Below are 25,745 nucleotides of genomic sequence, written 5' to 3'. Positions count from 1 at the left end.
ATGATATTTGTAGTGGTTTAGTTTTACGTATTATACGATAGCAAGAATATCTTCTTCTTTCATAATCATATAATCAATGCCGTCTAGTTTAAGCTCGGTACCTGCATATTTTCCGTAAAGAACAATGTCTCCTGTTTTTACAGTCATATCATAATCTTTTTTGCCAGAGCCTACAGCAACAACTTTTCCTTTTTGTTGTTTTTCTTGTGCCGAATCAGGAATATAAAGTCCAGATGCGGTTTGTGTCTCTGCTGGTAGTGGTTCTATCACTACACGATCAGCAAGTGGTTTAATGTTTAAAGCCATTTTTTGATTCGTATTATTAAGGTTAATTAAATTAAGTTTTACCCTATAAATAAGTCAGTAATTGTGCCAGTTGTGGAATGCTGACAAATTTACAGCGGTCAATGACAAACGGTGTCAAACAAAAAATGCCAACTTGAAAAGTTGACATTTTTATATTTTATAAAATCAATTTATTATTGACCTCCTCCATTTGGAGTATCAGTTGTCGTATCATCTGAAGTAGGGACATCAACAGGGGCTGTAGTAGGTACAGCATTTTGGTCAAATATTTGAGATTCAACTCCTTTATCTCCAAAAATTGAAATATTACTTAATAAGATAAGTACCAATAAAATGGTTGCTAATCCCCAAGTGGCTTTGTCAAGAAAGTCTGTTGTTTTCTGAACACCACCAAGTTGTTGGGTTCCACCACCACCAAAAGAAGAAGATAATCCTCCACCTTTAGGGTTTTGTACCATAATAACTACGACTAGTAAAAAGGCTACTATAACGATTAATACTAAAAAGATGTAAAATGTAGTACTCATAATTCTTTATTTTCTTCTAATTGCTCTACTGCTCGAATTTGGTCTGCAAAGAAACCACTTTTTTCTGGATATTTCAAACTTAAAATTCGATAAGCTTGCTTTGCTTTTTTATAGTTTTTTTGCTCTACATAAACACGTGCTAAGGTCTCTGTCATCAAGGCTTCAGAAGGTATGAAAGATTCTTTTGCGAGATTTTTTTTAGGTAAAATTGTAGCTGGTGAAAATTGAATTTTAGGATTAGATGTTATAAAAGAGTCAACAATGTCTTGCTTACGTTTTTTGATGTGAGTATTTGTTTCTTGGGAATCTACTACTAGAGACGACTCAAGTTTTTTGTCTGTATTGGGAGGCGAGGTTGTTACTTGCTCTCGATTTGTTTCCTGTGGTGATCCCTTTCTTTTTATAGGTAAAAACCTAGATAACTGCATCCATTCTTGAAAAGAGTGCACCTCATTAGGCTCAAATTCTAAGGGTTTTCCAACAGAGAGTATTTCTTTTGGAGAACGTTTTGTGATGTCGGAGTTCTCTTTTTTTACAAATAAATTGGGATCTAAAATTTTTGAAGCTTTTTCTTGTTCTTCTTGCTGTACTTGTAGCGATACATCTTGTAGATCTTCTATATCTAAAGTTCTTAAGTGCGTTTCCTGTGCTTTAATTTGAGTACTTATTTCATTTTGATCAAACACGTCTGACGTGATGTATTCAAATAAAACAGCTCTGTCTGTTGTGTGTGCTGCCGTTATTTTTAAGGCTTTGTTATAAGCAAAACTTTCTTGGTTCTTGAGCCCTTTAATATAGAGAGCGTGTGCACTTTGAAAATAAGGAAATTCATCTATTAAACTCCGAATATCGGTAGTGTGTGAACTCGTGATATGTTCTGGATGTTCTAAGAGATATGTAAAGGCTTGCGTATTCATTACCACTTAGCCAATGATTCATTGACAATATCTTGTGTGATACGATCAAAAATTTCTTCTAATGCTACATCAAGAGCACTTCCTACTAATTGTGTTGTAGCTGGCACATCGGAAAAGAAAGAAAATCGTTTCTCAAAATCATCTTCGCCATCGGTTTTTGTGTTGTTATAATACCGCACATTTACAGCAATAGTAAGTCTGTTTTGAGCAGCAGTGTTGTCGGAGGTAGACGCTTGAGGCGCTATGTAGTACTCTACAATTTCTCCTTCATAAAGAAGCTCGCCGTTATTAGGGACAAGACTCAAATTAGTTTGATCTTGAATTAAATCTTGTAATGCAAACGTAAATGTACGATCAATACCAGGCTCTACAATAGGTGCTTGGTTTTGGAAGAAGTTTACTTGGAATGTTTTAATGTTTTCACTGATAGAGATACCACTAAAGGAGTAAAATCCACATCCTTGAAAAGTAAAGCAACATAAAATTGCAAATAGTATAGTAATTGTTTTTTTCATTTAGTTTAAAATTTTTAGTTCATTTGAAATGAACTAAATAAAAATCTTCTACTTAGATCAACCGCTTCGCTTTCGCATAAATAATTATTCTTAGCTAAGAATACGTGAAAAATAATTTTTTCATGCTCATTTTATACTGATACAACGGCTAATGCCTGTTAAAATTCCTTAAGTAATATACAATGATCTTATAAAATTATAAATCAAATTGTTTAATCTTCCTATATAATGTACGCTCGCTTATGCCTAGTTCATCTGCAGCAGCTTTACGTTTTCCCTTATGACGTTCTAAGGATTTTTTTATAAGCTCTAGTTCTTTATCGTGTAAAGATAGGGTCTCTTCTTCTTCAATTTCTTCAGCAAAGTGATACGGATCTTCTTTGGTTTCTATTGTAGGAGGAGGCTTTATTGGAGTTGCTTGTTCTGGGATTTGTAATACTTCCATGACTTCTTCGGCAGTGTCATAGGTATCTTCTTTACTGTATATTTTATTAATAAGAGATTCGTTTTCTTCTCTCACATCTTCAGTGTTTCCATTTTTCATGAGCTCTAAGGTGAGTTTTTTAAGATCATTAAGATCAGATTTCATATCAAATAATATTTTGTATAAAATCTCACGCTCATTAGAAAAGTCTGATGATTCTTTTTTGTTTACAACCGCAGGGAGCCTGCTCCCCATGTCAGGGAGATACTGCTGTATGGTATCTGCTGTGATAGAACGATTTTGTTCTAGTACAGAAACTTGCTCTGCGACATTACGTAGCTGTCTAATATTACCTGCCCATCTGTATTGAATGAGAAGCTGAGTGGCTTGCTCATCTAGACGAATGGTGGGCATTTTGTACTTCATAGCAAAGTCTGAAGCAAACTTTCTAAAGAGCAAATGAATGTCATTTTTACGTTCCCTCAAGGGTGGCAAACTAATTTCTACCGTACTTAATCTATAATACAAATCTTCTCTAAATTTTCCGTCTTCAATGGCTTCAAACATTTCTACGTTGGTGGCAGCCACGATACGAACATCTGTTTTTTGCGTTTTTGAAGATCCTACTTTTAAGAATTCTCCGTTTTCTAATACTCTTAATAAACGTACTTGTGTAGGTAAGGGGAGTTCGCCTACTTCATCCAGAAAGATAGTACCGCCATCGGCAACTTCAAAGTAACCACTTCTGGTTTGGGTAGCTCCTGTAAAAGCTCCTTTTTCATGACCAAAAAGTTCACTGTCTATCGTTCCTTCTGGGATAGCTCCACAGTTTACAGCTATGTATTTATTATGTTTTCTATGAGATAAAGAATGGATAATTTTTGGAATACTTTCTTTACCTACCCCAGATTCTCCGGTAACTAATACAGAAATATCTGTGGGAGCTACTTGGATGGCTTTTTCGATAGCGCGGTTTAGTTTAGGATTATCTCCTATGATGCCAAATCGTTGTTTTACTGCTTGAATACTTTCCATATCTATGTCCACAAAGGTGGATATCTTTTTATACGCTTTCGTACTTCGGCTAGCTCGGTATGAACTTCACTTTCGCGAAAGCGTACTTTTTACAAATTTAATCCAGCCAATACTGAGCATACCCAGTGGCTTCTCCGATGAGTGTTCCCGTGGTACACTCATTAATTTTTACATTGACGTAATCACCCATTTTATAGTTGCCTTTAGGGAAGACCGCTACGATGTTTTGATCATTACGACCACTCCATTCATTTTTATTCTTTTTAGATTGTCTTTCAATAAGAATCTCTACGGTTTTATGTAAGTATTTTTTTAGATTCTTTCTTGAAAGCTCTCTTTGTAAATCGATCACTTCTTGAAGACGACGTTTTTTAGTTTCTAACGGAATGTCGTCCTCCATTTTACGTTCTGCAAGTGTACCAGGGCGTTCTGAATAATAAAACATAAAGCCATAGTCATACTTTACATAATTCATGAGATCTAGGGTGTCCTGATGATCTTCTTCGGTTTCTGTAGGGAATCCAGTAATCATATCTTGACTAATCCCAATGTCTGGTATGATATGTTTGATGTTATCTATGAGTGTTTTGTACTCGGCAGCGGTGTGTTGGCGATTCATTAATTTTAAAATACGATCGCTTCCGCTTTGTACTGGTAAATGGATATAGTTGCAAATGTTTTTGTGTTTTGACATTACCTCAATAACATCTAGTGTCATATCTTGAGGATTGCTTGTAGAAAAACGAATACGTAGTTTAGGATATGCGATAGCGACCATATCCATAAGCTGCGCAAAGTTTACCGCAGTAGCTTTTGCCATATCGCTGGCTTTTTCAAAATCTTTTTTGAGTCCACCACCATACCATAGATACGAATCTACATTTTGACCCAGAAGTGTTACTTCTTTATATCCTTTAGAAACTAAGTCTTTTACTTCTTCTAGAATAGATTGTGGATCACGACTACGCTCTCTCCCGCGTGTAAATGGAACCACACAGAATGTACACATATTATCACATCCTCTGGTGATAGATACAAAAGCAGTTACGCCATTGGTTTGTAATCGTACGGGTGAGATATCTCCATAGGTTTCTTCTTTTGAAAGAATCACATTGATGGCATCTCGACCTTCTTCTACTTCACTTAGTAAATTAGGAATGTCTTTATAGGCATCAGGACCCACAACGAGGTCGACAATTTTTTCTTCTTCCAAGAACTTGCTTTTTAAACGCTCAGCCATACAACCTAAAACCCCTACTTTCATATTTGGATTTTCTTTTCGTTTAATAGCTTGATATTTTTCTAGGCGTTTGCGTACTGTTATTTCAGCTTTCTCTCGTATAGAACAGGTATTTACAAGAACTAAATCTGCTTCTTCAAGATTTTGTGTTGTATTATACCCCTCTTTCGCAAGTATAGAAGCAACGACTTCACTATCAGAAAAATTCATCTGGCAACCATAACTTTCTATAAAAAGTTTTTTAGTATTGCCTGTGTTTCCTTCTATAGTTAAGGCTTCTCCTTGTTTATGTTCGTCGATTATTTTCTCCATTCTTTTGATTGACTCTAAAATTAATTGTCAATGATCGTACAAAGATACAGTTTACTTGGCATTGTGACAAAGTGGCAGTTTTATTTTTGAGTGTAGTTTTACTACTTTAGACGTTTATTGAAAGATCAGGGGCAAGAACTAAAAAAATCTTCATCTAAATAATTTTTATTTTTTTCGACAAACGGATTGTTGACGCTTTAATTCTATGGAAAATAGTACGTGTTGTATACATATATTTTTTAAACAGATATCTATTTTGAGAAATACAGCTTTATTATATGTATTTCTTTTCTTTAGTGTCACTCTCTTTTCTCAAGAAGCCTATAAACAACAAGTATCATTGCAGCATGATAATGATTTTGTTTTTGCTATAGATCGCTATTATACGACGGGGACTTTTATTGGGTATAGTCGTTTGCTTGAAGGAGATTTTATATTTAAAAGAGAAAAGGATGCACCTATACAATTAGACTTGAGACTAGGACAAGAAACCTATACGCCTAGAGAACTCTTTGAAAGGGATTTTGATCTTTTAGAACGACCGTATGCAGGGTATTTATTTATATCAGGTCTAATTTCTAAGGTTAAAAAAACTCATATATGGTCATTACAAGGAGAGTTTGGACTAGTGGGACCACAGTCCTTAGCAGAAGATCTCCAAATAAAATATCATGAACTTATCAATACTTTTCTTCCTGTATGGGAAGGTCAAATAGCAAATAGCATACATCTAAATTTTCAAGGCAAGTACATTACAAACGTTCTTTTAAATTCTTCCTATTGGCTCAAAAATATCTCCTTGCAATCTACTGCATCTTTGGGGACACGACTTTCGTATGTAGATCAAGAAGTGCGAACCTTTATTGGAAAACGATCATCGCTAGCAACAAGTTCGGCGTTTGATCGAATAGGAGGTGAGCGAGAATTTTATGGGTATGTAGGAGTTGCCTATAGATATGTAATCAATAATGCACTTATAGAAGGGCATCCTTTTGGCGATGACTCCCCATTTACACTAGACGCCGTCCCTTCTATTGGAAGATTTATATCTGGTATTGTATATAGAAAAAACTGTACTACCTATAGTATAGTATATAACTACACGACTAAGGAAACTGCAAGAGAAGGTCGTTTGCAATATACAGCCATGACTATAGCAAGGTCGTTTTAATATTAGATAGGATACGATATTATTAATTCATTTATTTTCGCTCAAAATTTTAGTAATGACGTTTGTAGAAATTCAAGAAAAAATACATAAGAATGCATCTGTAGATTTTGGGGATGTATTTAATAATGCTTTTAGCCTATTTCAAAAAATATGGCTACAGGGATTTTTGATGCAATTGATCATATTTAGTGTTGTATTTGGAGTTATGTTTATTCTTTATATACCCTTAATGGCAGGAGTTTTTATTTTGGATGGAGGAGAAGGAGTTGAGGTGAGTGATGCGGCATCTATTTTGTTTCTGATAGGGATATGTGTTTTTTATATAGTAGTCATAGCGGCTATGAGCTTTTTTTCTATGGGCTTGCAGGCGGCTTTTTATCGTCAGGTACGTATGAGAGATCGAGGGTTGGAAAGTGAGCAAGGAGTGAATTGGGGGATGTTTTTTAAAAAGAAATATATAAAGAAACTGTTTGTTCTTTCTTTAGCTACTGTGGGAATTGGTATTGCTTCTTACTTGCTATGTGTTGTTCCTATTTTTTACGTAATAATTCCGCTACAATTTATAAGTGTCATTTTTGCTTTTAATCCAGAATTATCTGTAAAGGAAGTGATCTATGCGTCGTTTAACTTAGGTACGAAGAAGTGGCTTATTGCCTTTTTATTAATCATAGTGTCTGGTTTGTTAGCTCAATTCGCTGGTTTAATATTATGTGGTATTGGTGTTCTTTTTACAGCATCTTTTGTGTACTTGCCACCCTATTTTATATACAAAGAAGTAGTAGGTTTTTATGAAGATGACGATGCTATTGCTCAAATAGGAGCGTAGTATTTTCTTTTTTATACGCTTTCGCGAAAGCGTAATATCCTATAAAACAGTTTGTTTAAGTGGGCTTCTTTTGGTCTTTTTTAAGAGAATTGTCCAAGATGGAATTTTAAATTAAATATTTCATCTACTTTTGTAGTCCCAAAAAAAAAGAAGTATGGCAAAGAATCTCGTCATTGTAGAGTCACCTGCAAAGGCAAAAACTATTGAAAAATTTTTAGGAGAAGACTATAAGGTTGAAAGTAGTTTTGGTCACATAGCAGATTTACCTTCTAAGGAATTAGGAGTAAATGTAGATGGTGATTTTAAGGCAAATTATATTGTCTCTGATGATAAGAAAAAAGTAGTCAAAAAGCTGAAAGACCTTGCAAATAAAGCAGAAATGGTTTGGCTAGCTAGTGATGAAGACCGTGAAGGAGAAGCTATTGCTTGGCACTTGGAACAAGAATTAGGATTAGTTCCTGAGCGTACCAAGCGTATCGTATTTCATGAGATTACAAAGTCAGCTATTATTCGCGCCATAGAAAATCCAAGAAAAATAGATTACCATCTTGTAAATGCACAACAGGCAAGACGTGTTTTGGATCGATTAGTCGGCTATGAATTATCTCCAGTATTATGGCGTAAAGTCAAAGGAGGTTTGTCTGCAGGAAGAGTACAGTCGGTTTCTGTACGTCTTATTGTAGAAAGAGAACGAGAGATTCAAGATTTCTCTGCCGAGGCTTCTTATAGAGTAGATGCAACTTTTACAAATGAAGAAGGAAAATCATTCAAAGCAAAACTTCCTAAAAATATTACGAGTAAAGCTTTAGCAAAAGAGTTTCTTGAAAAAAATGTAAATGCGCAATTTAAAGTTGCAGCGCTTACCACAAAGCCGGCATCAAAATCGCCAGCACCTCCATTTACAACATCAACACTCCAGCAGGAAGCGAGTCGTAAGCTCTACTTTTCAGTAAGTAAGACGATGACACTCGCGCAACGTTTGTACGAAGCAGGGCTTATTACCTATATGCGTACAGATAGTGTCAATTTATCTGTAGATGCAAAAAATGCAGCTAAGGAAGAAATTATCTCTGCCTATGGAGAAGCTTTTAGCAAAGAGCGAAATTATAAAGGAAAATCAAAAGGAGCGCAAGAAGCTCACGAAGCGATACGCCCAACAGATTTCTCTCGTCATTCTGTAAATATAGATAGAGATCAAGCAAGATTATATGAGCTTATTTGGAAACGTGCCATTGCCTCTCAAATGAGTGAAGCAAAACTAGAACGTACTAATGTTCAAATAGCATCTTCTGCAGGAACAGATAATTTTACTGCAAATGGAGAAGTGTTAAAATTTGAAGGGTTTTTAAAAGTATATCTAGAAAGTAATGACGATGATGATGAAGAAGAAGCAGGATTGCTTCCTGTTTTAAGAAAAGGAGAAACACTTGAAAACTCAATTATAACAGCGACAGAAAGATTTACAAGACCTCCTTACCGATACACAGAGGCATCACTGGTTAAAAAATTAGAAGAGCTTGGTATTGGAAGACCATCTACATACGCACCAACCATTACTACGATTCAAAACCGTAAGTATGTGGAGAAAGGAACGATAGATGGAACAGAGCGATCTTATGATGTGTTGAAGCTCTCAAAGGGTAAATTGACAGAAAAGAAACTGATAGAGACGGTAGGTTCTGATAAAGGAAAATTAGTACCTACAGATGTAGGTATGGTCGTAAATGACTTTTTAGTCAACCATTTTGAAAATATTCTTGATTATAACTTTACAGCAAAAGTAGAGCAAGATTTTGATGACATAGCCGAAGGAAAGCAGGAATGGACTACGATGATGAGAGAATTTTATCAAGAGTTCCATCCACGAGTAAAAGATGTTGAGGAAAATGCTGATAGAGAAGTAGGGGAGCGAGTTTTAGGGACAGACCCTGCAACAGGGAAGCCTGTGAGCGTTCGATTAGGTAAATTTGGGCCTATGGTGCAAATAGGAACTGTAGAAGACGAAGAGAAGCCTCAATTTGCGAGTCTAGGGCCAGATCAACAGTTGGGTAGTATTACCTATGAAGAGGCGATGGATCTTTTTAAACTACCTAAAGATTTAGGGGTTTATAAAAACGAAGAGGTACAAGTTAATAATGGACGTTTTGGACCTTATGTGCGCTTTGGAAAAGTTTTTGTTTCTCTCCCAAAAGGAAGAGATCCTATGGATGTAGATCTTGATGAGGCAATTACATATATTAAAGAAAAACAAGCCGCAGACGCGCCTATATATATGTATGAAGATTTACCTGTCCAGAAAGGTACAGGTCGTTTTGGACCCTTTATAAAATGGAACGGAATGTTTATTAACGTCAATAAAAAATATGATTTTGATAATCTCTCAGATGAAGATATTGTTCAACTTATTGAAGATAAGAAGCAAAAAGAGATAGATAAAGTGATTCATAATTTTGAGGCAGAAGGCATACGTGTTGAGAAAGCACGCTGGGGAAGGTCTAATATTATTAAAGGTAAAACTAAGATCGAATTGCCTAAAACTGTAGATGCGTCAAAGCTAACCTTGCAAGAAGTGCTAGATATTATAGAAAAACAAGCGCCTAAAAAGAAAACTACACGTAAAAAACCAACAGCAAAAAAGAAATAAGCAATGACATTTGATTTTTTGTTGCCCGTGACAGATGTGGCTATAGCGCATATTCAGTTATTACACCATCAATGTATAGGCAATACAATTAGAGTGCATAGCGAGCGTGAAGGTTTTCCTGATCTACAAGGCGTTAAAATAGCTATTATTGGCTTACGCGAAAATAGAAGAGATCAGGATCACTTAGGGGAGACTATTTCTTTTACAGAGATTCGAAGAGCTTTTTACGAATTATTTCCTGGTAATTGGCATACCTCGATAGCAGATCTTGGTGACATAGATAAAGGGGATCGTGTTGAAGACACCTATTTTGCGGTTAGAACTATTACAGAAGCACTCGTTAAAATAAAAATCATTCCTGTTTTTTTAGGAGGGAGTCAAGACTTGGTATATCCTATTTATAGATCTTATGATAAATTAGATCAGATGGTAAATCTTGTAAATGTGGATAGTCGGTTTGACTTAGGAGATACAAGCAAGTCTCTAGAGCACCATTCCTATGTAGGTAAAATTATAGTAGATAAACCTTATAATCTATTTAATTATAGCAATATAGGATTTCAGACATACTTTAATTCACAAGAAGAAATAAATTTGATGGATCGTCTCTATTTTGATGCGTATCGTCTCGGGAATGTTACAGCACACATTAAGAGTGTAGAGCCTGTTATGCGAGATGCAGATATCGTTGTTGTAGATATGGGGTCTATAAAAAGCAGTGAATTGAGTTATAGACATAATAAAATACCTAATGGTTTTGAAGGAAAAGAGATTTGTGCCATTTGTCGGTATGCAGGAATTAGCGATAAAGTAAGCTCGTTTGGTATTTTTGAATACAAGAACGATGTACATGAAGAAACCGCAGCTATGCTTGTTGCTCAGATGCTTTGGTATTTTATAGAAGGAGTCAATTATAGAACCAATGAAGATTTGGATGTAGCAAAAGGAAGTTTTATTACCTATCAAGTACCTATTGATGATGAGGTGCTTACTTATTATAAGAGTAAAAAAACCGAAAGATGGTGGATAGAAATACCATTTATTTCTGGTTTGAATAATAAATTGAAAAGGCATACGTTATTACCTTGCACGCATCAAGACTATCTAGATGGCTGTAACCAAAATATACCAGAAAGATGGTACAAGGCGCGCAAAAAGAATGAGGTATAACCAGTACTAACTAAAATTAGAATGAAAGGTTTTAGGCAAATAAATTGTTTATTTGAAAATAAATAAATAGGTTTACGTCCTAAAATCTAGAATACTTAACCTATATCCTATGAAAAAGTGTGTTGCATTTATTGCGATAATGACTTTGTTATACAGTTGTGGCAAAGGAAATGATCGAGGAGAGCTTGTCGGAGTTAAAGGCAAGAGCTGGCATCCAGAGAAGCCCTATGGAATGACCTTAATATCAGGAGGAGCCTTCATAATGGGAAAAAGTGATGATGATATCGCTGCCGTAGAAGATGCCCCTACAAAGACCGTGACAGTACGTTCATTCTACATGGACGAAACAGAAATCACAAATTCAGAGTATAGACAGTTCGTACATTGGGTAAGAGATTCCATTGTACGTACAAAACTTGCTATTATGGCAGACGACTTAGGGGAAACCCCAGGAAGTGGCGGTATTGGCGACTTTGCATTTGCTGATGGTGATACTGAAAATCTAAATCCATATCAACAATACATGTATGATAACTATTATGGATTAGGCGAAACCGGCTTTGAAGGTCGTAAGCTTAATAAAGAAATAGATATTATATGGGATACAAATGATTATCCAGATGAATATTATTCAGAAGTTATGGATACCATGTATATTCCTGTAGAAGAAGCCTACAATGGGCAGCGTACTATTGATGTAGATAAATTAGAATTCAGATATACGTATTTGGATATAGAAGCTGCTGCAAGAGTTAAAAATGGTAAACGTAAAGATTACATAAAGACCGAAAGAGTAAAAGTATATCCAGATACGACTGTGTGGATTAAAGATTTTGCATACTCATATAACGAGCCTATGCACAATGATTATTTCTGGCATGATGCTTACGGTGACTACCCAGTAGTAGGTGTAGATTGGATGCAAGCAAAAGCATTCTGTGAGTGGAGAACACTACACAAGAATGAATATCAAAAAACAAAGAAAAAACAATTTATAAATCGTTTTAGACTTCCTGGAGAAGCTGAGTGGGAATATGCCGCTCGTGGTGGACTTGAAGGAGCAGATTTCCCTTGGGGAGGTCCTTATGCAAAAAATGATAGAGGTTGTTTCTTAGCAAACTTTAAACCTTTACGAGGTGATTATGGTGCAGACCAAGCATTGTACACTGTAGAGGCAGACGCTTATGAGCCTAATGATTATAACCTATACAATATGGCTGGTAACGTTTCAGAATGGGTAGCGTCTTCTTACGACCCTAACTCATATGAGTATATGTCTACAATGAATCCTAACGTAAATGACACTTCTAATAGAAGAAAAGTAATTCGCGGTGGTTCTTGGAAAGATGTAGCTTATTTTCTCCAAGTAAGTTCTCGTGATTATGAATACCAAGATTCAGCTCGAAGCTATATCGGATTCAGAACAGTACAGGATTTCTTAGGACTTGATGAAAAGGTGAACCTACGTAAAGCACCTAAATAACATCGTATTTAATACCCCAAATTATATATAACTAAATCTAAACCTTAACAAAAAAATTAAATTATCATGGCAAAATCAAAATCTGGTAAGAAACTAATGAATATGGTCTACGGACTAGGAGCTGCAGTAGTAATTGTAGGTGCCTTATTTAAAATTATGCACTGGCCTTATGGAAACGAGATGCTTATTGTAGGATTGCTTACGGAAGCTGCAGTATTTGTTGTTTCAGCTTTTGAATCAGTAGATGAAGACCTGGACTGGGCATTGGTGTACCCAGAATTAGCTGGAGGTCAGTCAAAAGGAAAAAAAGAAGCTCCAAAAGATGCTGAAGGTATTCTTTCTCAAAAATTAGATAGTATGCTTAAAGAAGCTAAAATTGACGGTGAGTTAATGGCTAGCTTAGGAAGCAGTATCCGTAATTTTGAAGGAGCGGCAAAAGAAATCACTCCTACTGTAGAAGCAATGAATTCTACTAAAAAATACAGCCAAGAGATGGCACTTGCAGCAGCGCAAATGGAATCATTAAATAGCCTTTATAAAGTTCAAGTAGAGTCTTCTAGTCGTCAGGCTGAGATCAATGAGCAAGTAACTCAGAACGCTGGGAAACTTAAAGAGCAAATGGAAAGTCTTGCTACAAACCTTTCTTCTCTTAATGGTGTATATGGAGGCATGTTGTCTGCAATGTCTAAGAACTAACTTTTAGTTTTATAACTATTTTATTAATTAAAACTAAAAATTAGAAACATGGCAGGAGGAAAATTATCTGCAAGGCAGAAAATGATTAACCTGATGTATTTAGTGTTTATAGCGATGCTAGCACTTAATATGTCAAAAGAGGTATTATCGGCATTTGGATCGATAAATGAAAAATTAGGACGATCAAATAATAGTTTTGAATCTAAAAATAATCTCGCATTAGCCGATCTTAAAAAGAAATCTAGTGAAAACGAAGAGTTTGCAAAAGCAGCCTCTACCGCACAAATAGCCGCTGATATTTCTAAAACTTTTTATGACTTCTTAGAATCTGAAAAAGAAGCTATATACAAAGGGAATGATATTGAAGATCGAGATGACTATGAGACGATGGACCAGACGCAATTTCTTGATGAGAGATATTACAAGAGTGGAAAGATCTCTAAAGAGGGTCAGCGTTTCTTAGATGAGATGGATAAGTATCGTAATGGGATGTTGCCTTTGTTAGAAGGTAATCAAGCATTGGTTGATCAAGTCAAAGAAGATTTTAGTACAGGTTCTATAACTATTGGTGAAGGAACGGGTAAAGTAACTAAAGACTACATTAATTACCACTTTGTTGGTTTTCCAATGGTATCTTCTGTGACCAAGATGACTCAGATTCAAAACGATATTAAAGTTGTTGAAAATGAATTATTATCTAAATTACTTTCTGGTAACCTTAAGCAGTTAGCAAAATTGGATAACTACGAGACGGTTATGACTACGTCAAAAGGAGCTTATTATACAGGTTCTACATTCGACGGAGTTCTTTCTTTAGGTCGTGTAGATGCATCTACAAAACCATCTCGTGTAGAACTTAAATTAGACGGTCGTGCAATTCCTAATGACAAGATTAGTTTTGACGGTGGTAAATTAGTTCTAGGCGTAAATACTGGTGGCGTTGGTGATCACGATATTACAGGTACATTAGTATATCTTCAAGATGGAAAAGAAGTTCCTGTAGAAGTAAATCAAACTTTTACTACTATTAATAAACCTAATTCAGCGACTATCGCTGCCGATAAGATGAATGTAGTTTACCGTGGGGTTCAAAATCCAATGACGATTACATTTGCTGGTGTTGATGATAGTAATGTTACTGCTAGTGGTAAGGGATTAAATCGTGTTAAAGGATCTAGTTATATGATGTCTCCAAGCACAGGTAAAGAAGTAACGATTAACGTTAATGCTAAGCTACCAGATGGAGGAGCAGTTTCTGATAACGCAACATTCCGTATCAAAGATATTCCTCGTCCCGTAGGAACGATGCGTAACGATGATTCTGGATCACTTAAGATGACAAGAGAAGCTGTTGGAGCTGCACCCGTTGGAGCAGCATTGCCAGACTTTGATTTTGAATTAAATCTGAGAGTAGATAGCTTTAAATTTAAAGCACCTGGATCAGCAACAGTGTTAGTTCAAGGAACTAAACTAAATGATGCTGCAAGAAATGCTCTTAAAAAGGTGAAAAGAGGTGATGTTGTTCAAATCTTTGATATCAAAGCAAAAATACAAGGAAACTCATCATACAATTTAAGAAAGATTTCACCCGTTCTTATAGAGTTAACAAACTAATATTTTATAATTATGAATCTTAAGAATCTAATTCTAATAGCATTTGCTTTTGTAATGACATCTTCTGTATTTGCACAAGGGAATATCCTTAATGCAAAAACACCAGATGAAATGTTCGCCATTACAGATGAGCAAAAAGCAAATGATAATGATGCGCCGCTTCCTTATGGATACGTAGAAAAAAGAGATGTTCTATGGTCTAAAAACACATGGGAGGTAGTCGATCTAGATGAGCGTGTTAATTTCCCATTGTATTACCCTATTGATACACTTAATATAGGATCAGATAGACGTTCATTATACCAAGTCTTAATGGAAAACATTAAGAATGGTACAATAGATGCCATTTATGATGATTCATATTTTACAAATAAGATCACATTAGACGATATATCTGCGGCACTTAAAGTAACAGATACAACTGATGATGGATATAGAGAACTTAACGAAGGTTTACCAATTTCTGATTACAACATTGAAACGAGACGTATTACGGCTCAAGATATCAATGCGTATCATATAAGAGGATATTGGTATGTAGATAAACGCCAAGGAGAACTTAAGTATCGTTTGCTAGGGATCGCTCCAGTTTCTGGAGATGTAAACTTTTTAGATGATCCTACTCAAGAAGATATTGAGCTTTTCTGGGTATGGTTCCCAGGTGCTAGAGAGGTATTGCATAAAGCAAAAGCCTTTAATCGAAAAAACACCTCAATGCCTATATCCTTTGATCACTTATTAAATAGTAGACGCTTTAGTGGTATTATTTATAGAGAAGATAATGTACAAGGAGATCGTAGAGTAAAAGAGTATATTAATAATAATGCAATGATGCAGTTATTGGAATCTACTCGCATTAAAGAATCTATACGTGATCTTGAACAAGATCTTTGGAATTATTAATATAGTTCTAAACAATGTAAAAGGTCATTTAGATAATATCTAAATGACCTTTTTTTATGTCACTATTTCAAGTAATAGTTCACTCTAAGCTTCTATCTATTCAATACATTAGTATCTTTGTTTGGTATGCAAGAAGTAGATTATATTATTGTTGGTTTAGGATTGGCTGGAATTGCTTTTTGCGAACAGTTAGAAAATGCAAATAAGGCATTTATCGTTTTTGATAATGGAGTAGATGGAGCAAGTCGCGTAGCCGCAGGCTTATACAATCCTGTTATTTTAAAAAGATATACACTGCCATGGAAAGCAACTGCGCAATTAGATATCGCTGTTCCTTACTTTAGAAAAATTGAAAAAAAAATTCAGGCGAGTTGTTTATATGAGTTGCCTGTTCAAAAAGTATTCTCATCTGTAGAAGACCAGAATAATTGGTTTGCTGCTTCAGATCAACCAGAACTTTGTCGGTTTATTTCTCCTATGCTCGTTCCTGATCATAATCCACATATAAAGGCTCCGCATGCCTATGGGCAAGTTTTAGAAACGGGGCGAATTGATATTAAGAAGCTTCAAAAAAAATATCAGGCATATCTTGAGACTAAGAACGCTTTCGCGAAAGCGGACTTTGAACATTCAGAAATTGAATGCATAGATCAAGGAGTGATCTACAAAGGAATCCGTGCAAAGCGTATTGTTTTTGCTGAAGGGTATGGGCTTAAAAAGAATCCTTATTTTAAACAATTACCGCTTGTAGGAAATAAAGGAGAATATATTATTATAAAAGCAGAAGATTTAAAACTAGCAGCAGCTATTAAGACCTCTTTTTTTGTCATTCCTCTCGGGGACAACTTATATAAAGTGGGAGCTACCTTTAATTGGAAAGATAAAGATACCAACCCTACAAAAGAAGCGCGAACAGAACTTATAGAAAAACTAACTTCGTTGATTTCTTGTGACTATGAAATTGTAGATCAAGAAGTAGGAATACGACCTACTGTAGGCGATCGTAGAGCTTTATTAGGAACGCATCCAGAATTTCCCCAATTAGCTATTTTTAATGGATTAGGAACACGAGGTATTATGATGTCTGCAATGCTAGCAATAGATCTTTATGAACACTTAGAAAATGGAAAAAATCTACCAGAAGAAATAAATATAACGCGTTTCGGAAAAAAATAAGATGACTAAGAATCTGCTAGTTGATCTTTGGTTTTATCATACGTCATAAAGAAGTTGATCCAGATGTTTCGCGAAAGCCTCATAATAATAGGTAAAAATACAATCATAGTGCCTACAATAGCTAAAAATGTATTCACTAGCGTAGCTCCGATAAAGAAATAGGTGATCGCAAAAGCGATAGACGCAAACATAATTCCTACAGGATAACTTACGTACATAGCTCCATAAAAAAAGGAAGGCTCAATCTTATATTTGGTATTACAATGTGCACAGCGCTCGTGCATATCCAATGTTTGGGAGAGAATATAAGGATTTGATTGTTTATACATAGATTCGTTCTGACAAACTGGGCATTTGCCAAATAGAATACTATTCAATTTTGTTCCTTTTAAAAATGCCATAAGGATGTTGATTTAGAGTACAAATTTAAGCATCTTTGCACTCTTCTTTTTGAGGAGGTCATAACTTTTATCTATTTAAGCATGCTTAATATTCACAATCTTTCAGTATCCTTTCAAGGAGAATATCTTTTTGAAGAAATAACCTATCGGCTTAATGCTGGTGATCGGGTAGGATTAGTGGGTAAAAATGGGGCAGGTAAGTCTACCATGCTACGTATTATCTCTGGTGAACAGGAGTATGATACGGGGTCGATTGCCATAGAAAAAGAAATCAAAATAGGATTTCTTAAGCAAGACATTGACTTTGTAGAAGGTCGCACCGTCCTAGAAGAATCTTATGAAGCGTTTGCTGAAATAAAACAGCTAGAAAAGCAACTAGAAGAGATCAACATACAGCTATCTGAACGTACAGATTATGATAGTGAGAGTTATAATCAATTAATGATAGACCTTAATGATATCCAGCATCAATATGAGATACATGGGGGTTATAACTATCAAGGTGATACTGAGCGTATTCTTCAAGGGTTAGGATTTAAAAGAGAAGACTTTGATAAACTTACAGATACTTTTTCTGGAGGATGGCGTATGCGTATAGAGCTTGCAAAACTATTATTGCAGAGTAATGATATTTTATTGCTGGATGAGCCTACCAACCATTTAGATATAGAATCTATTATTTGGTTAGAAAATTTTTTAAAAAATTACTCGGGAGCTATTACCATTGTATCCCATGATAAAATGTTCTTAGATAATGTAACTAATCGTACGATTGAAATTTCGCTAGGGCGCATCTATGATTATCCGAAGCCGTATAGCAAGTATTTGATCTTACGCCAAGAATTACGAGAACAACAATTAGCATCGCAGAAGAATCAGCAAAAGCAAATCGAACAAACAGAGAAGCTCATTGAAAAATTTAGAGCGAAAGCTTCTAAAGCAACCATGGCACAATCTCTTATCAAGAAGTTAGATAAGATAGATCGTATTGAGGTAGATGAAGATGATAATAGTGTGATGACGCTTAAATTTCCTATATCACTTACACCTGGGAAAGTAGTGATAGAAGCAGCATCCATAGGAAAGAGTTATGGTGATAAAAAAGTACTGAATGGGATAGATCTTTTAGTAGAAAGAGATACAAAAACGGCATTTGTAGGTCAAAATGGACAGGGGAAGTCCACGTTAGCAAAAATTATAGTTGGTGAATTAGAAAGTGAGGGAAACCTTAAATTAGGACATAATGTACAAATAGGATACTTTGCGCAAAATCAAGCAGAATATTTAGACGGTAGCAAAACGGTAGAAGAAACCATGATTGACGCCGCCGATGAGAAAACAAGACCAAGAGTTCGCGATATTTTAGGATCTTTTCTCTTTAGAGGAGAAGAAGCAGATAAGTATGTACGCGTCTTATCAGGAGGAGAGCGTAATAGGTTAGCACTCGCCAAAATGATGCTACAACCTTTTAACGTACTCGTGATGGATGAGCCTACCAATCATCTTGACATAAAATCCAAAAATGTATTAAAAGAGGCATTAAGAAATTTTGGAGGGACACTTATTGTTGTGTCGCATGATAGAGATTTCTTACAAGGACTTACAGATCGGGTATATGAATTTAAAGACCATCGCATTAAAGAATATTTAGGAGATATAGATTATTATCTAGGAGAAAGAGAAGTTGAAAGCTTGCGCGAAATAGAAAAAAGAGATGACCAACCCGTAAAAGCTGAAGCTAAGAAAGATAATAAGCAATCCTATGAAGATCAGAAAAAGCTGAAAGGTCTTAATAATAAATTGAGCAAAATAGAATCTCAGATCAATAAATTAGAACGAGAAATCAAAGCCATTGATGTAGAAATGGAAATTGATTATGATACAACAGTATCAAAACCTAATTTCTTTGATAATTATCAAAATAAAAAGAAAGACCTTGATCAATTAATGGAAGATTGGGAAACAACTTCAGGGCACATTGAAAAACTATCTTAGTTTTGGTTCTTGAAAAAGTAGATGCAATGCCTTTTTTAAACTAGCCACAGATTATATATTTTCATATTTCTAATTCATTATCAAGGATTAAAATCGAAGTATATTTAAATTGTGAGTTTTTTAACGAAATGATAGAAAGAGCGTGCATACTTTTGTGCTTTAACAATCCCTTGATAAAAATTAAGGAAATGTTATGAGCTCGATATAACCAACCCAGAATTTATGAGAATAGTTTTACAAATTGTTGTTAGTCTCTTAATTGTTGCCTTAGGCGGCTTTGCTATGATCAAGCTTTTTGACTTGGACAAAAAAGAGAGACCAAAACCAAAGCCTGTAGTAAAAACTGTTTTTGTAGATACGGTTCAAAATGGTCTTGTCCCTATAGTAATTGAAGCCAACGGAAATCTGACAGCTAAGCGTAGAGTAGAATTATATTCAGAAGTTCAAGGTGTACTTATTGGAGGCAGCAAAGTATTTAAGCCAGGACAGGTTTTTAGAAAAGGAGAAACGCTTTTGCGATTAGACGCTTCAGAGTTTAGAGCAACCGTAAATTCTCAGAAAAGCAATTTGATCAATCAAATTACCGCTATACTACCAGATTTAAGATTAGATTATCCAGAGGCTTACGCTAAATGGGAGTTATATGTGAATTCATATAATATCAATAAATCATTATCAGAGCTACCAGAAATCACTTCAGATAAAGAGCGCTATTTTATAACAGGACGTAATATCCTTACGTCGTATTATAATGTAAAAAACTTAGAACAACGATTGTACAAATATCGTATAGTAGCCCCTTATACCGGAATACTAACTGAGGCAAATGTGACCGAAGGAGCCTTAGTTCGTAGCGGACAAAAAATAGGGGAGTTTATAGAAACTGGAATTTATGAACTTCCAGTGGCTATCAGTAAGACCTATGCAGATTTATTGAAAGTGGGGAAAGAAGTTACTTTAAAAAATCTAGACGATTCAAAAGAGTACAAAGGTGTGGTCACACGTATCAATGGAAACATAGAACAAGCATCTCAAACCATCACTGCTTTTATCGAAGTAAAAGATGAGTCACTTCGTGAAGGAATGTATCTCGAAGCAAAACTAAATGCACGCCAAGAGACAGACGCCATCACCATCGATAGAAATTTATTACAATCAGAAAAACAATTATTTGTAGTAAGAGACACCATTCTTGATATCATAGATGTAAAACCTGTTTATTTTTCTGAAAAAACGGTCGTGATTAAAGGAGTGCCTAACGGTACCATTCTCGTGAATAAACCAGTTCCAGGAGCGTATGCTGGAATGAGGGTAAAAGTATATGAAAAAAACAAGACAGCAAAAACCGAGTAAGTCATGAGAAAACTAATCTCTTACTTTATAAGATACCACGTTGCTGTAAATGTAATTGTCATCGCTTTTGCTGTCTTAGGAATTTTGGGAGCACTATCTATGCGATCTTCCTTTTTTCCATTAGTAGATTCAAAAAACATATTAATTACTATTATATATCCTGGAGCTTCTCCACAAGAGGTAGAAGAAGGCATTGTCTTAAAAATAGAAGACAACCTTAAAGGATTAGCTGGTGTAGACAGGGTAACCTCTACTTCGAGAGAAAATAGTGGAAGCATTAATGTCGAAATAGAAAAAGGAGAAAACATCGATTTTATGCTTCTGGAAGTAAAGAATGCAGTAGATCGAGTACCCTCCTTTCCTTCAGGAATGGAGCCTTTGGTGGTGTCAAAGCTAGAATCAGTACGACAAACCATTTCTTTCGCGGTAAGCGGGAAAGATATTCCACTAGCCACCTTAAAACAAATAGGACGTCAAATTGAAAACGACCTTAGAGGAATACAAGGCATATCACAAATTAGTATCTCTGGATATCCAGATGAAGAAATTGAAATAGCTGTAAACGAAAATAACTTACTCGCCTATAATATTTCTTTTGATGAAGTGGCACAAGCCGTCTCAAGAACAAATATTCTAACCACTGGAGGAACTGTAAAAGCAGATGCTGAAGAATACTTAATTAGAGCCAATAATAGATCTTATTACGGAAATGAGCTCGAAAATATAATTGTAAGAGCAGACGCTACGGGACGCACCATACGCTTAAAAGATATAGCGATTGTGCGAGATCGTTTTTCAGAAACTCCTAATGCTACTTTTTATAACGGAGAGACCTCCCTTGATGTAGTGATTACAAGTACCAACTCAGAAGATCTTATTTCTAGCGCCGAGAAAGTAAAAGAATATATAGAAGACTTTAATGCAAAGTATAATAATGTTCAGCTAAGTGTGATCTCAGACCTTTCTAAAACATTAGTACAACGTACAGCACTCCTTACAGAAAATGCTATTATAGGAATGATTCTGGTGTTAATTTTCTTGAGTCTTTTCTTAAATACACGATTAGCTTTTTGGGTAGCCTTTGGATTGCCTGTTGCATTTCTAGGAATGTTTATGTTGGCTCCTTATTTTAACGTAACGATTAATGTACTTTCACTATTTGGGATGATTATCGTGATTGGGATTCTGGTAGATGACGGGATTGTCATTGCCGAGAATATATACCAACATTACGAAAAAGGAAAAGCACCTATTCAAGCAGCAATAGATGGTACAATGGAAGTAATTCCTCCTATTGTATCTGCAATTATAACCACCTTACTAGCATTTGGGATCTTTCTTTTTCTAGATGGTCGTATCGGAGAATTTTTTGGAGAAGTATCGGTTGTCGTTATCTTAACACTAACAGTCTCATTGGTCGAGGCATTAATTATCCTACCTGCGCATTTGGCACACTCAAAAGCCCTACGTAAAGAAGGAAAGAAACCTACAACAACTATAGGAAAGCTATTTTCAAAACTGAGATATGTGAATACATTTGGAGATGGTATTATGACTTGGCTTAGAGATCGTGTGTACAGTCCTATCTTAACAACAACGCTTCGCTATAAACTTATTACAGTATCTATATTTCTATTTGTCATTCTTTTAACCGTAGGAAGTTTTGGAGCAGGTATTATACGAGGCGCTTTCTTCCCGCAAATTGCGAGTGATCGTGTTCAGATCACGCTCAATATGCCTAACGGAACCAATGAGAAAGTGACAGATAGTATTATCTCTTTTATAGAAGAAAAAGCCATAGAGGTAAATAAAGAACTTACAGAAAAGTACCTTGCAGGTACAGGTAAAGAACTCACAGAAAATATTATAAAAAATTTAGGACCGGGAACAGCTGCAGCAACCTTAACGATGAACTTATTACCTGGAGAAGAACGTCCAGACGCAATTACATCGGCATTAGTAACAAATAGCTTACGCGAAAAAGTAGGCGAGGTGATAGGCGCTGAGAGTCTTGTTTTTGGTGGCGGTGGAAACTTTGGCGGAAGTCCCGTTTCGGTGTCCCTGCTAGGAAATAACATAGAAGAATTAAAAGCAGTCAAAAAAGAACTGAAAGACGTCCTCCTATCAAACGAACTTTTAAAAGACGTTACAGATAATGATCCTGCCGGAATTAAAGAAATACGCCTAGAGTTAAAAGAACAGGCATATTCATTAGGACTCAACCTTAGCTTAGTCATGGCGCAAGTACGCGCTGCATTTTTTGGCACACAAGCACAACGCTTCCAAAGAGGTCAAGATGAAATACGTGTGTGGGTACGCTATGATAAAGAAGATCGCTCTTCTATTGCAGATATGGATGCGATGCGCATTCTTCTACCCAACGGAGATCGTGTGCCACTTCAAGAAATTGCAACCTATACCATCCAAAGAGGTGATGTAGCTATTAATCATTTAGAAGGACAAAGGGAAATACAAATATCAGCAGACTTAAAAGATCCTAAAGCGACAAGTGCTACAGATGTTGTTGCAGAGATACGTACCGAGATCATGCCAGAAATCCTGTCTAAATATCCTACAGTAACACCTTCTTATGAAGGGCAAAATAGAGAAGCAAATAAGCTTACGGACTCCCTAGGTCCTGTAGGACTTATCGTATTATTACTAATTTATATCACGATTGCGTTTACCTTCCGTAGTTATAGTCAGCCTATATTATTGATATTATTAGTTCCTTTTAGTTTGCCAGCTGTAGCTTGGGGACATTGGGTACATGATTTTCCTTTAAATATTCTTTCTATGTTAGGAATTATCGCTCTTATCGGAATTATGGTAAACGATGGCCTAGTACTTATTGGGAAGTTTAATACCAACCTGAAAGAAGGGATGACCTTTGATGATGCTATTTATGAAGCAGGTCGCTCTCGTTTTAGAGCTATCTTTTTAACCTCTATTACTACGATAGCAGGACTGGCACCGTTAATTTTTGAGACCAGTAGACAGGCACAGTTCTTAATTCCTATGGCAATTTCTATTGCATACGGAATAGGATTTGCAACCATACTCACGCTTATTTTGTTACCTATTTTTCTTTCCTTTAGTAATAGTATCAAAGTTGGATTTAAGTGGTTGTATGTAGGAGGTAAGGTTACCAAAGAAGAAGTAGAGAGAGCGATCAAAGAACAAAAAGAAAGTGAGTCACATCTACATTCAGATGACGAGTTAAGTCAGGCTTTAGAAGAAAATGAAAAATCACACCCAGAACCTATTACAGAACAAACTTATGAATCTTAAGCAGTGTAGCATATTTTCTGTTCTCGTTGTATTCGCTTTCGCGAAAGCGTACTCACAAGAAATACCAGCCAAAATACTTTCCAAAGAAGAAGCGGTATCTCTTATGCTTGAAAATAACTTTGGAATTCAATTGGCAAATAATCAAGTCGAAATTTCAGAAAATAATACCAGTATTCTCAATGCTGATTTTTTACCCTCATTAACAGGTAATGCAGGCGCAAACTTTGATAGAACTTCCAGTAATACAGATTTTGGAGGTGCTACAAACGCTGAAGGCAACCCAAGGCCTGATATAGAAATTGTAGGTGCTGAGACAACTCGGTATAATGCGTCTATAAATCTAGACTACACCTTATTTGATGGATTAGGGCGTTATTATAATTACAAACAACTTAAAGAACAGTATAATCTAACGCAGTTAGAAGCACGCGAAACCATAGAGAATACGATGCTACAGCTTTTTTCTGTGTACTATGAAGTAGCTAGACTCAAAGAAAATGTCATTATTTTGGAAGAAGCGCTTCGGGTAAGTAAAGATAGAGCCGTGAGAGCACAATATCAATTTGATTATGGGCAGGTTAATAAACTTCAGGTACTTAATGCAAAAGTAGATATCACTACAGATAGTATAAACGTATTAAATGCACGTCAGAGTTTGAGAAATACGCAACGGGATCTTAATGTAGTTCTCAATAGAGATTTAGAAAATAAGTTTCAGGCAGATACAACAGTTACTTTTGTAAATCAACTTATTGTAGATAGTCATATAGAACAGGCATTACAAAACAATGTGACCTTACTTCAGTCAGAACAAGATATCATTATTAGTGGTTATCAAATCAAAACGGCAAGGGCATTATTTTTACCTACGGTAGGCTTAACAGGAAGTTACGGGTGGAATCGTTCTAATAATCCTGCCTCTGCGTTTTTCCCAAGTACGACAGGAACTTCAAATTCTCTTGCTGCAGGAGCTACATTACGTTGGAATCTCTTTGATGGAGGCAGATCAGTAATTGCACTTAAAAATGCTAAGATTTTTCGTGAGAGTCAAGAGTTGGTAAAAGAACAATTGAAGCAACAAGTACTACGTGATATTGCAAACGCAAAAGGAAATTACAAAAATGCACTTACCATTTACGATCTCCAATCACAAAATGTGAGAACAAATGAAGATAATTTTTCACGTTCGCAAGAAAGATTAAAACTCGGTCAGATTACAAGTGTAGAGTTTAGGCAGGCGCAATTAAATCTATTAAATGCACAAGTCACAAAAAATGCGGCGAAGTATACTGCAAAATTAGCTGAACTTCAACTACTACAACTTACAGGTCAGCTGTTAAATGTAGCATTTTAGAACTTGTAGTATAACAAGGAAAATTATAAAGAATAATACATAATAGAATGTTTGAGCATTTTTTTCAATGTCCGTACTGCTGGGAAGAGATATCTATGTTATTAGATCCTTCCGTAAATGCTTCCTACGTAGAAGACTGTGAGGTGTGCTGTAATCCTATACAAGTATCTGTTGCTTTTGATCAAGGAGAACTACAATCTTTTCAAGCTGAGAGTATCGAGCAATGATCGTACTTATCTTTCCGTAAGAAATCTATAATAACAAAGAGCTTTATTTGTTTTAATTCACTTTTAGTCTTGTTTTACAGTCATTTGAAATTATTTTCAAAAAACATTTATTTTTTAGTTTTTAATTGGTGAATGCGTGTTATCTTTGCTGTCCGCTTTTTGGTA

At 35.6% G+C, this 25,745-nt stretch carries 21 protein-coding genes; 14 read left to right on the top strand and 7 right to left on the bottom strand.

The genetic code is table 11. From position 1 onward, the window contains the following. Window positions 1–30 precede the first annotated feature (30 nt). The 6 genes from Q0505_RS15860 to miaB all read right to left on the bottom strand — a co-directional run bounded on the left by Q0505_RS15860 (window position 31) and on the right by miaB (window position 5,276). Window positions 31–306, bottom strand: a complete 276-nt coding sequence (locus tag Q0505_RS15860) for a co-chaperone GroES (RefSeq protein ID WP_299214913.1) — start codon at window positions 304–306, stop codon at window positions 31–33. A gap of 173 nt (window positions 307–479) precedes the next feature. Beyond that, entirely contained in the window at window positions 480–833 is a 354-nt protein-coding gene (gene secG / locus Q0505_RS15855) for a preprotein translocase subunit SecG (protein WP_299214910.1), read from the bottom strand. After that, window positions 830–1,750, bottom strand: a complete 921-nt coding sequence (locus Q0505_RS15850; protein WP_299214907.1) for a hypothetical protein — start codon at window positions 1,748–1,750, stop codon at window positions 830–832. Before Q0505_RS15850 ends, secG begins: the two co-directional genes overlap by 4 nt. Further along, window positions 1,750–2,265 (bottom strand): LptE family protein, encoded by a 516-nt coding sequence (locus tag Q0505_RS15845; protein ID WP_299214905.1) that lies wholly within the window; start codon window positions 2,263–2,265, stop codon window positions 1,750–1,752. Before Q0505_RS15845 ends, Q0505_RS15850 begins: the two co-directional genes overlap by 1 nt. Window positions 2,266–2,461: 196 nt before the next feature. Continuing rightward, entirely contained in the window at window positions 2,462–3,724 is a 1,263-nt protein-coding gene (locus Q0505_RS15840) for a sigma-54 dependent transcriptional regulator (RefSeq protein ID WP_299214916.1), read from the bottom strand. A 97-nt stretch (window positions 3,725–3,821) separates the two neighbouring features. After that, the gene (gene miaB / locus Q0505_RS15835) at window positions 3,822–5,276 is read right to left on the bottom strand and encodes a tRNA (N6-isopentenyl adenosine(37)-C2)-methylthiotransferase MiaB (RefSeq protein ID WP_299214902.1); all 1,455 of its coding nucleotides are present in this window, start codon (window positions 5,274–5,276) and stop codon (window positions 3,822–3,824) included. Between the two features lie 256 nt (window positions 5,277–5,532). On the opposite strand from miaB, the gene Q0505_RS15830 reads away from it, so the two are divergent. The 9 genes from Q0505_RS15830 to Q0505_RS15790 all read left to right on the top strand — a co-directional run bounded on the left by Q0505_RS15830 (window position 5,533) and on the right by Q0505_RS15790 (window position 16,959). After that, window positions 5,533–6,447 carry a lipid A deacylase LpxR family protein gene (locus Q0505_RS15830; protein WP_299214899.1) on the top strand — a complete coding sequence of 305 codons (915 nt, stop codon included), beginning with the start codon at window positions 5,533–5,535 and terminating at the stop codon, window positions 6,445–6,447. A 55-nt stretch (window positions 6,448–6,502) separates the two neighbouring features. Next, window positions 6,503–7,273 carry a hypothetical protein gene (locus Q0505_RS15825; RefSeq protein WP_299214896.1) on the top strand — a complete coding sequence of 257 codons (771 nt, stop codon included), beginning with the start codon at window positions 6,503–6,505 and terminating at the stop codon, window positions 7,271–7,273. 154 nt (window positions 7,274–7,427) lie between these two features. Further along, window positions 7,428–9,917, top strand: a complete 2,490-nt coding sequence (gene topA / locus Q0505_RS15820) for a type I DNA topoisomerase (RefSeq protein ID WP_299214893.1) — start codon at window positions 7,428–7,430, stop codon at window positions 9,915–9,917. A 3-nt stretch (window positions 9,918–9,920) separates the two neighbouring features. Further along, a complete protein-coding gene (locus Q0505_RS15815; RefSeq protein WP_299214890.1) occupies window positions 9,921–11,087 on the top strand; it encodes a formimidoylglutamase in 1,167 nt (388 codons plus the stop codon). A 109-nt stretch (window positions 11,088–11,196) separates the two neighbouring features. Then, window positions 11,197–12,570 carry a gliding motility lipoprotein GldK gene (gene gldK / locus Q0505_RS15810; protein WP_299214887.1) on the top strand — a complete coding sequence of 458 codons (1,374 nt, stop codon included), beginning with the start codon at window positions 11,197–11,199 and terminating at the stop codon, window positions 12,568–12,570. A gap of 66 nt (window positions 12,571–12,636) precedes the next feature. Then, entirely contained in the window at window positions 12,637–13,266 is a 630-nt protein-coding gene (gene gldL, locus Q0505_RS15805) for a gliding motility protein GldL (protein ID WP_299214885.1), read from the top strand. 48 nt (window positions 13,267–13,314) lie between these two features. Further along, entirely contained in the window at window positions 13,315–14,880 is a 1,566-nt protein-coding gene (gene gldM / locus Q0505_RS15800; RefSeq protein WP_299214882.1) for a gliding motility protein GldM, read from the top strand. Between the two features lie 12 nt (window positions 14,881–14,892). Then, window positions 14,893–15,783 carry a gliding motility protein GldN gene (gene gldN / locus Q0505_RS15795; RefSeq protein ID WP_299214879.1) on the top strand — a complete coding sequence of 297 codons (891 nt, stop codon included), beginning with the start codon at window positions 14,893–14,895 and terminating at the stop codon, window positions 15,781–15,783. A 126-nt stretch (window positions 15,784–15,909) separates the two neighbouring features. Beyond that, window positions 15,910–16,959 carry an FAD-dependent oxidoreductase gene (locus Q0505_RS15790; protein ID WP_299214877.1) on the top strand — a complete coding sequence of 350 codons (1,050 nt, stop codon included), beginning with the start codon at window positions 15,910–15,912 and terminating at the stop codon, window positions 16,957–16,959. Between the two features lie 5 nt (window positions 16,960–16,964). Here the strand turns inward: Q0505_RS15790 and Q0505_RS15785 are convergent, their stop codons facing one another. Further along, window positions 16,965–17,360: a DUF983 domain-containing protein gene (locus tag Q0505_RS15785; RefSeq protein WP_299214875.1), complete on the bottom strand. Its 396-nt coding sequence runs from the start codon at window positions 17,358–17,360 to the stop codon at window positions 16,965–16,967. An 81-nt stretch (window positions 17,361–17,441) separates the two neighbouring features. Between Q0505_RS15785 and Q0505_RS15780 the strand changes: the two genes are divergently transcribed. From Q0505_RS15780 to Q0505_RS15760, 5 genes are all read left to right on the top strand, one after another. Further along, a complete protein-coding gene (locus Q0505_RS15780; protein ID WP_299214873.1) occupies window positions 17,442–19,355 on the top strand; it encodes an ABC-F family ATP-binding cassette domain-containing protein in 1,914 nt (637 codons plus the stop codon). Between the two features lie 222 nt (window positions 19,356–19,577). Continuing rightward, complete coding sequence (locus Q0505_RS15775; RefSeq protein WP_299214871.1) at window positions 19,578–20,708, top strand: HlyD family efflux transporter periplasmic adaptor subunit; 1,131 nt, start codon at window positions 19,578–19,580, stop codon at window positions 20,706–20,708. A gap of 3 nt (window positions 20,709–20,711) precedes the next feature. Continuing rightward, window positions 20,712–23,999 carry an efflux RND transporter permease subunit gene (locus Q0505_RS15770; protein ID WP_299214867.1) on the top strand — a complete coding sequence of 1,096 codons (3,288 nt, stop codon included), beginning with the start codon at window positions 20,712–20,714 and terminating at the stop codon, window positions 23,997–23,999. Further along, window positions 23,989–25,353, top strand: a complete 1,365-nt coding sequence (locus tag Q0505_RS15765; protein ID WP_299214864.1) for a TolC family protein — start codon at window positions 23,989–23,991, stop codon at window positions 25,351–25,353. The genes Q0505_RS15770 and Q0505_RS15765 overlap by 11 nt, the downstream gene beginning before the upstream one ends. Before the next feature lie 47 nt (window positions 25,354–25,400). Continuing rightward, window positions 25,401–25,580, top strand: coding sequence for a CPXCG motif-containing cysteine-rich protein (locus Q0505_RS15760; RefSeq protein ID WP_299214861.1), 180 nt, complete (start codon window positions 25,401–25,403; stop codon window positions 25,578–25,580). The last annotated feature ends 165 nt before the right edge of the window (window positions 25,581–25,745 follow it).

It is taken from the genome of uncultured Dokdonia sp. (assembly GCF_937910895.1).
Classification (GTDB): domain Bacteria; phylum Bacteroidota; class Bacteroidia; order Flavobacteriales; family Flavobacteriaceae; genus Dokdonia.
This window is presented reverse-complemented; position numbering and strand designations above follow the sequence as displayed.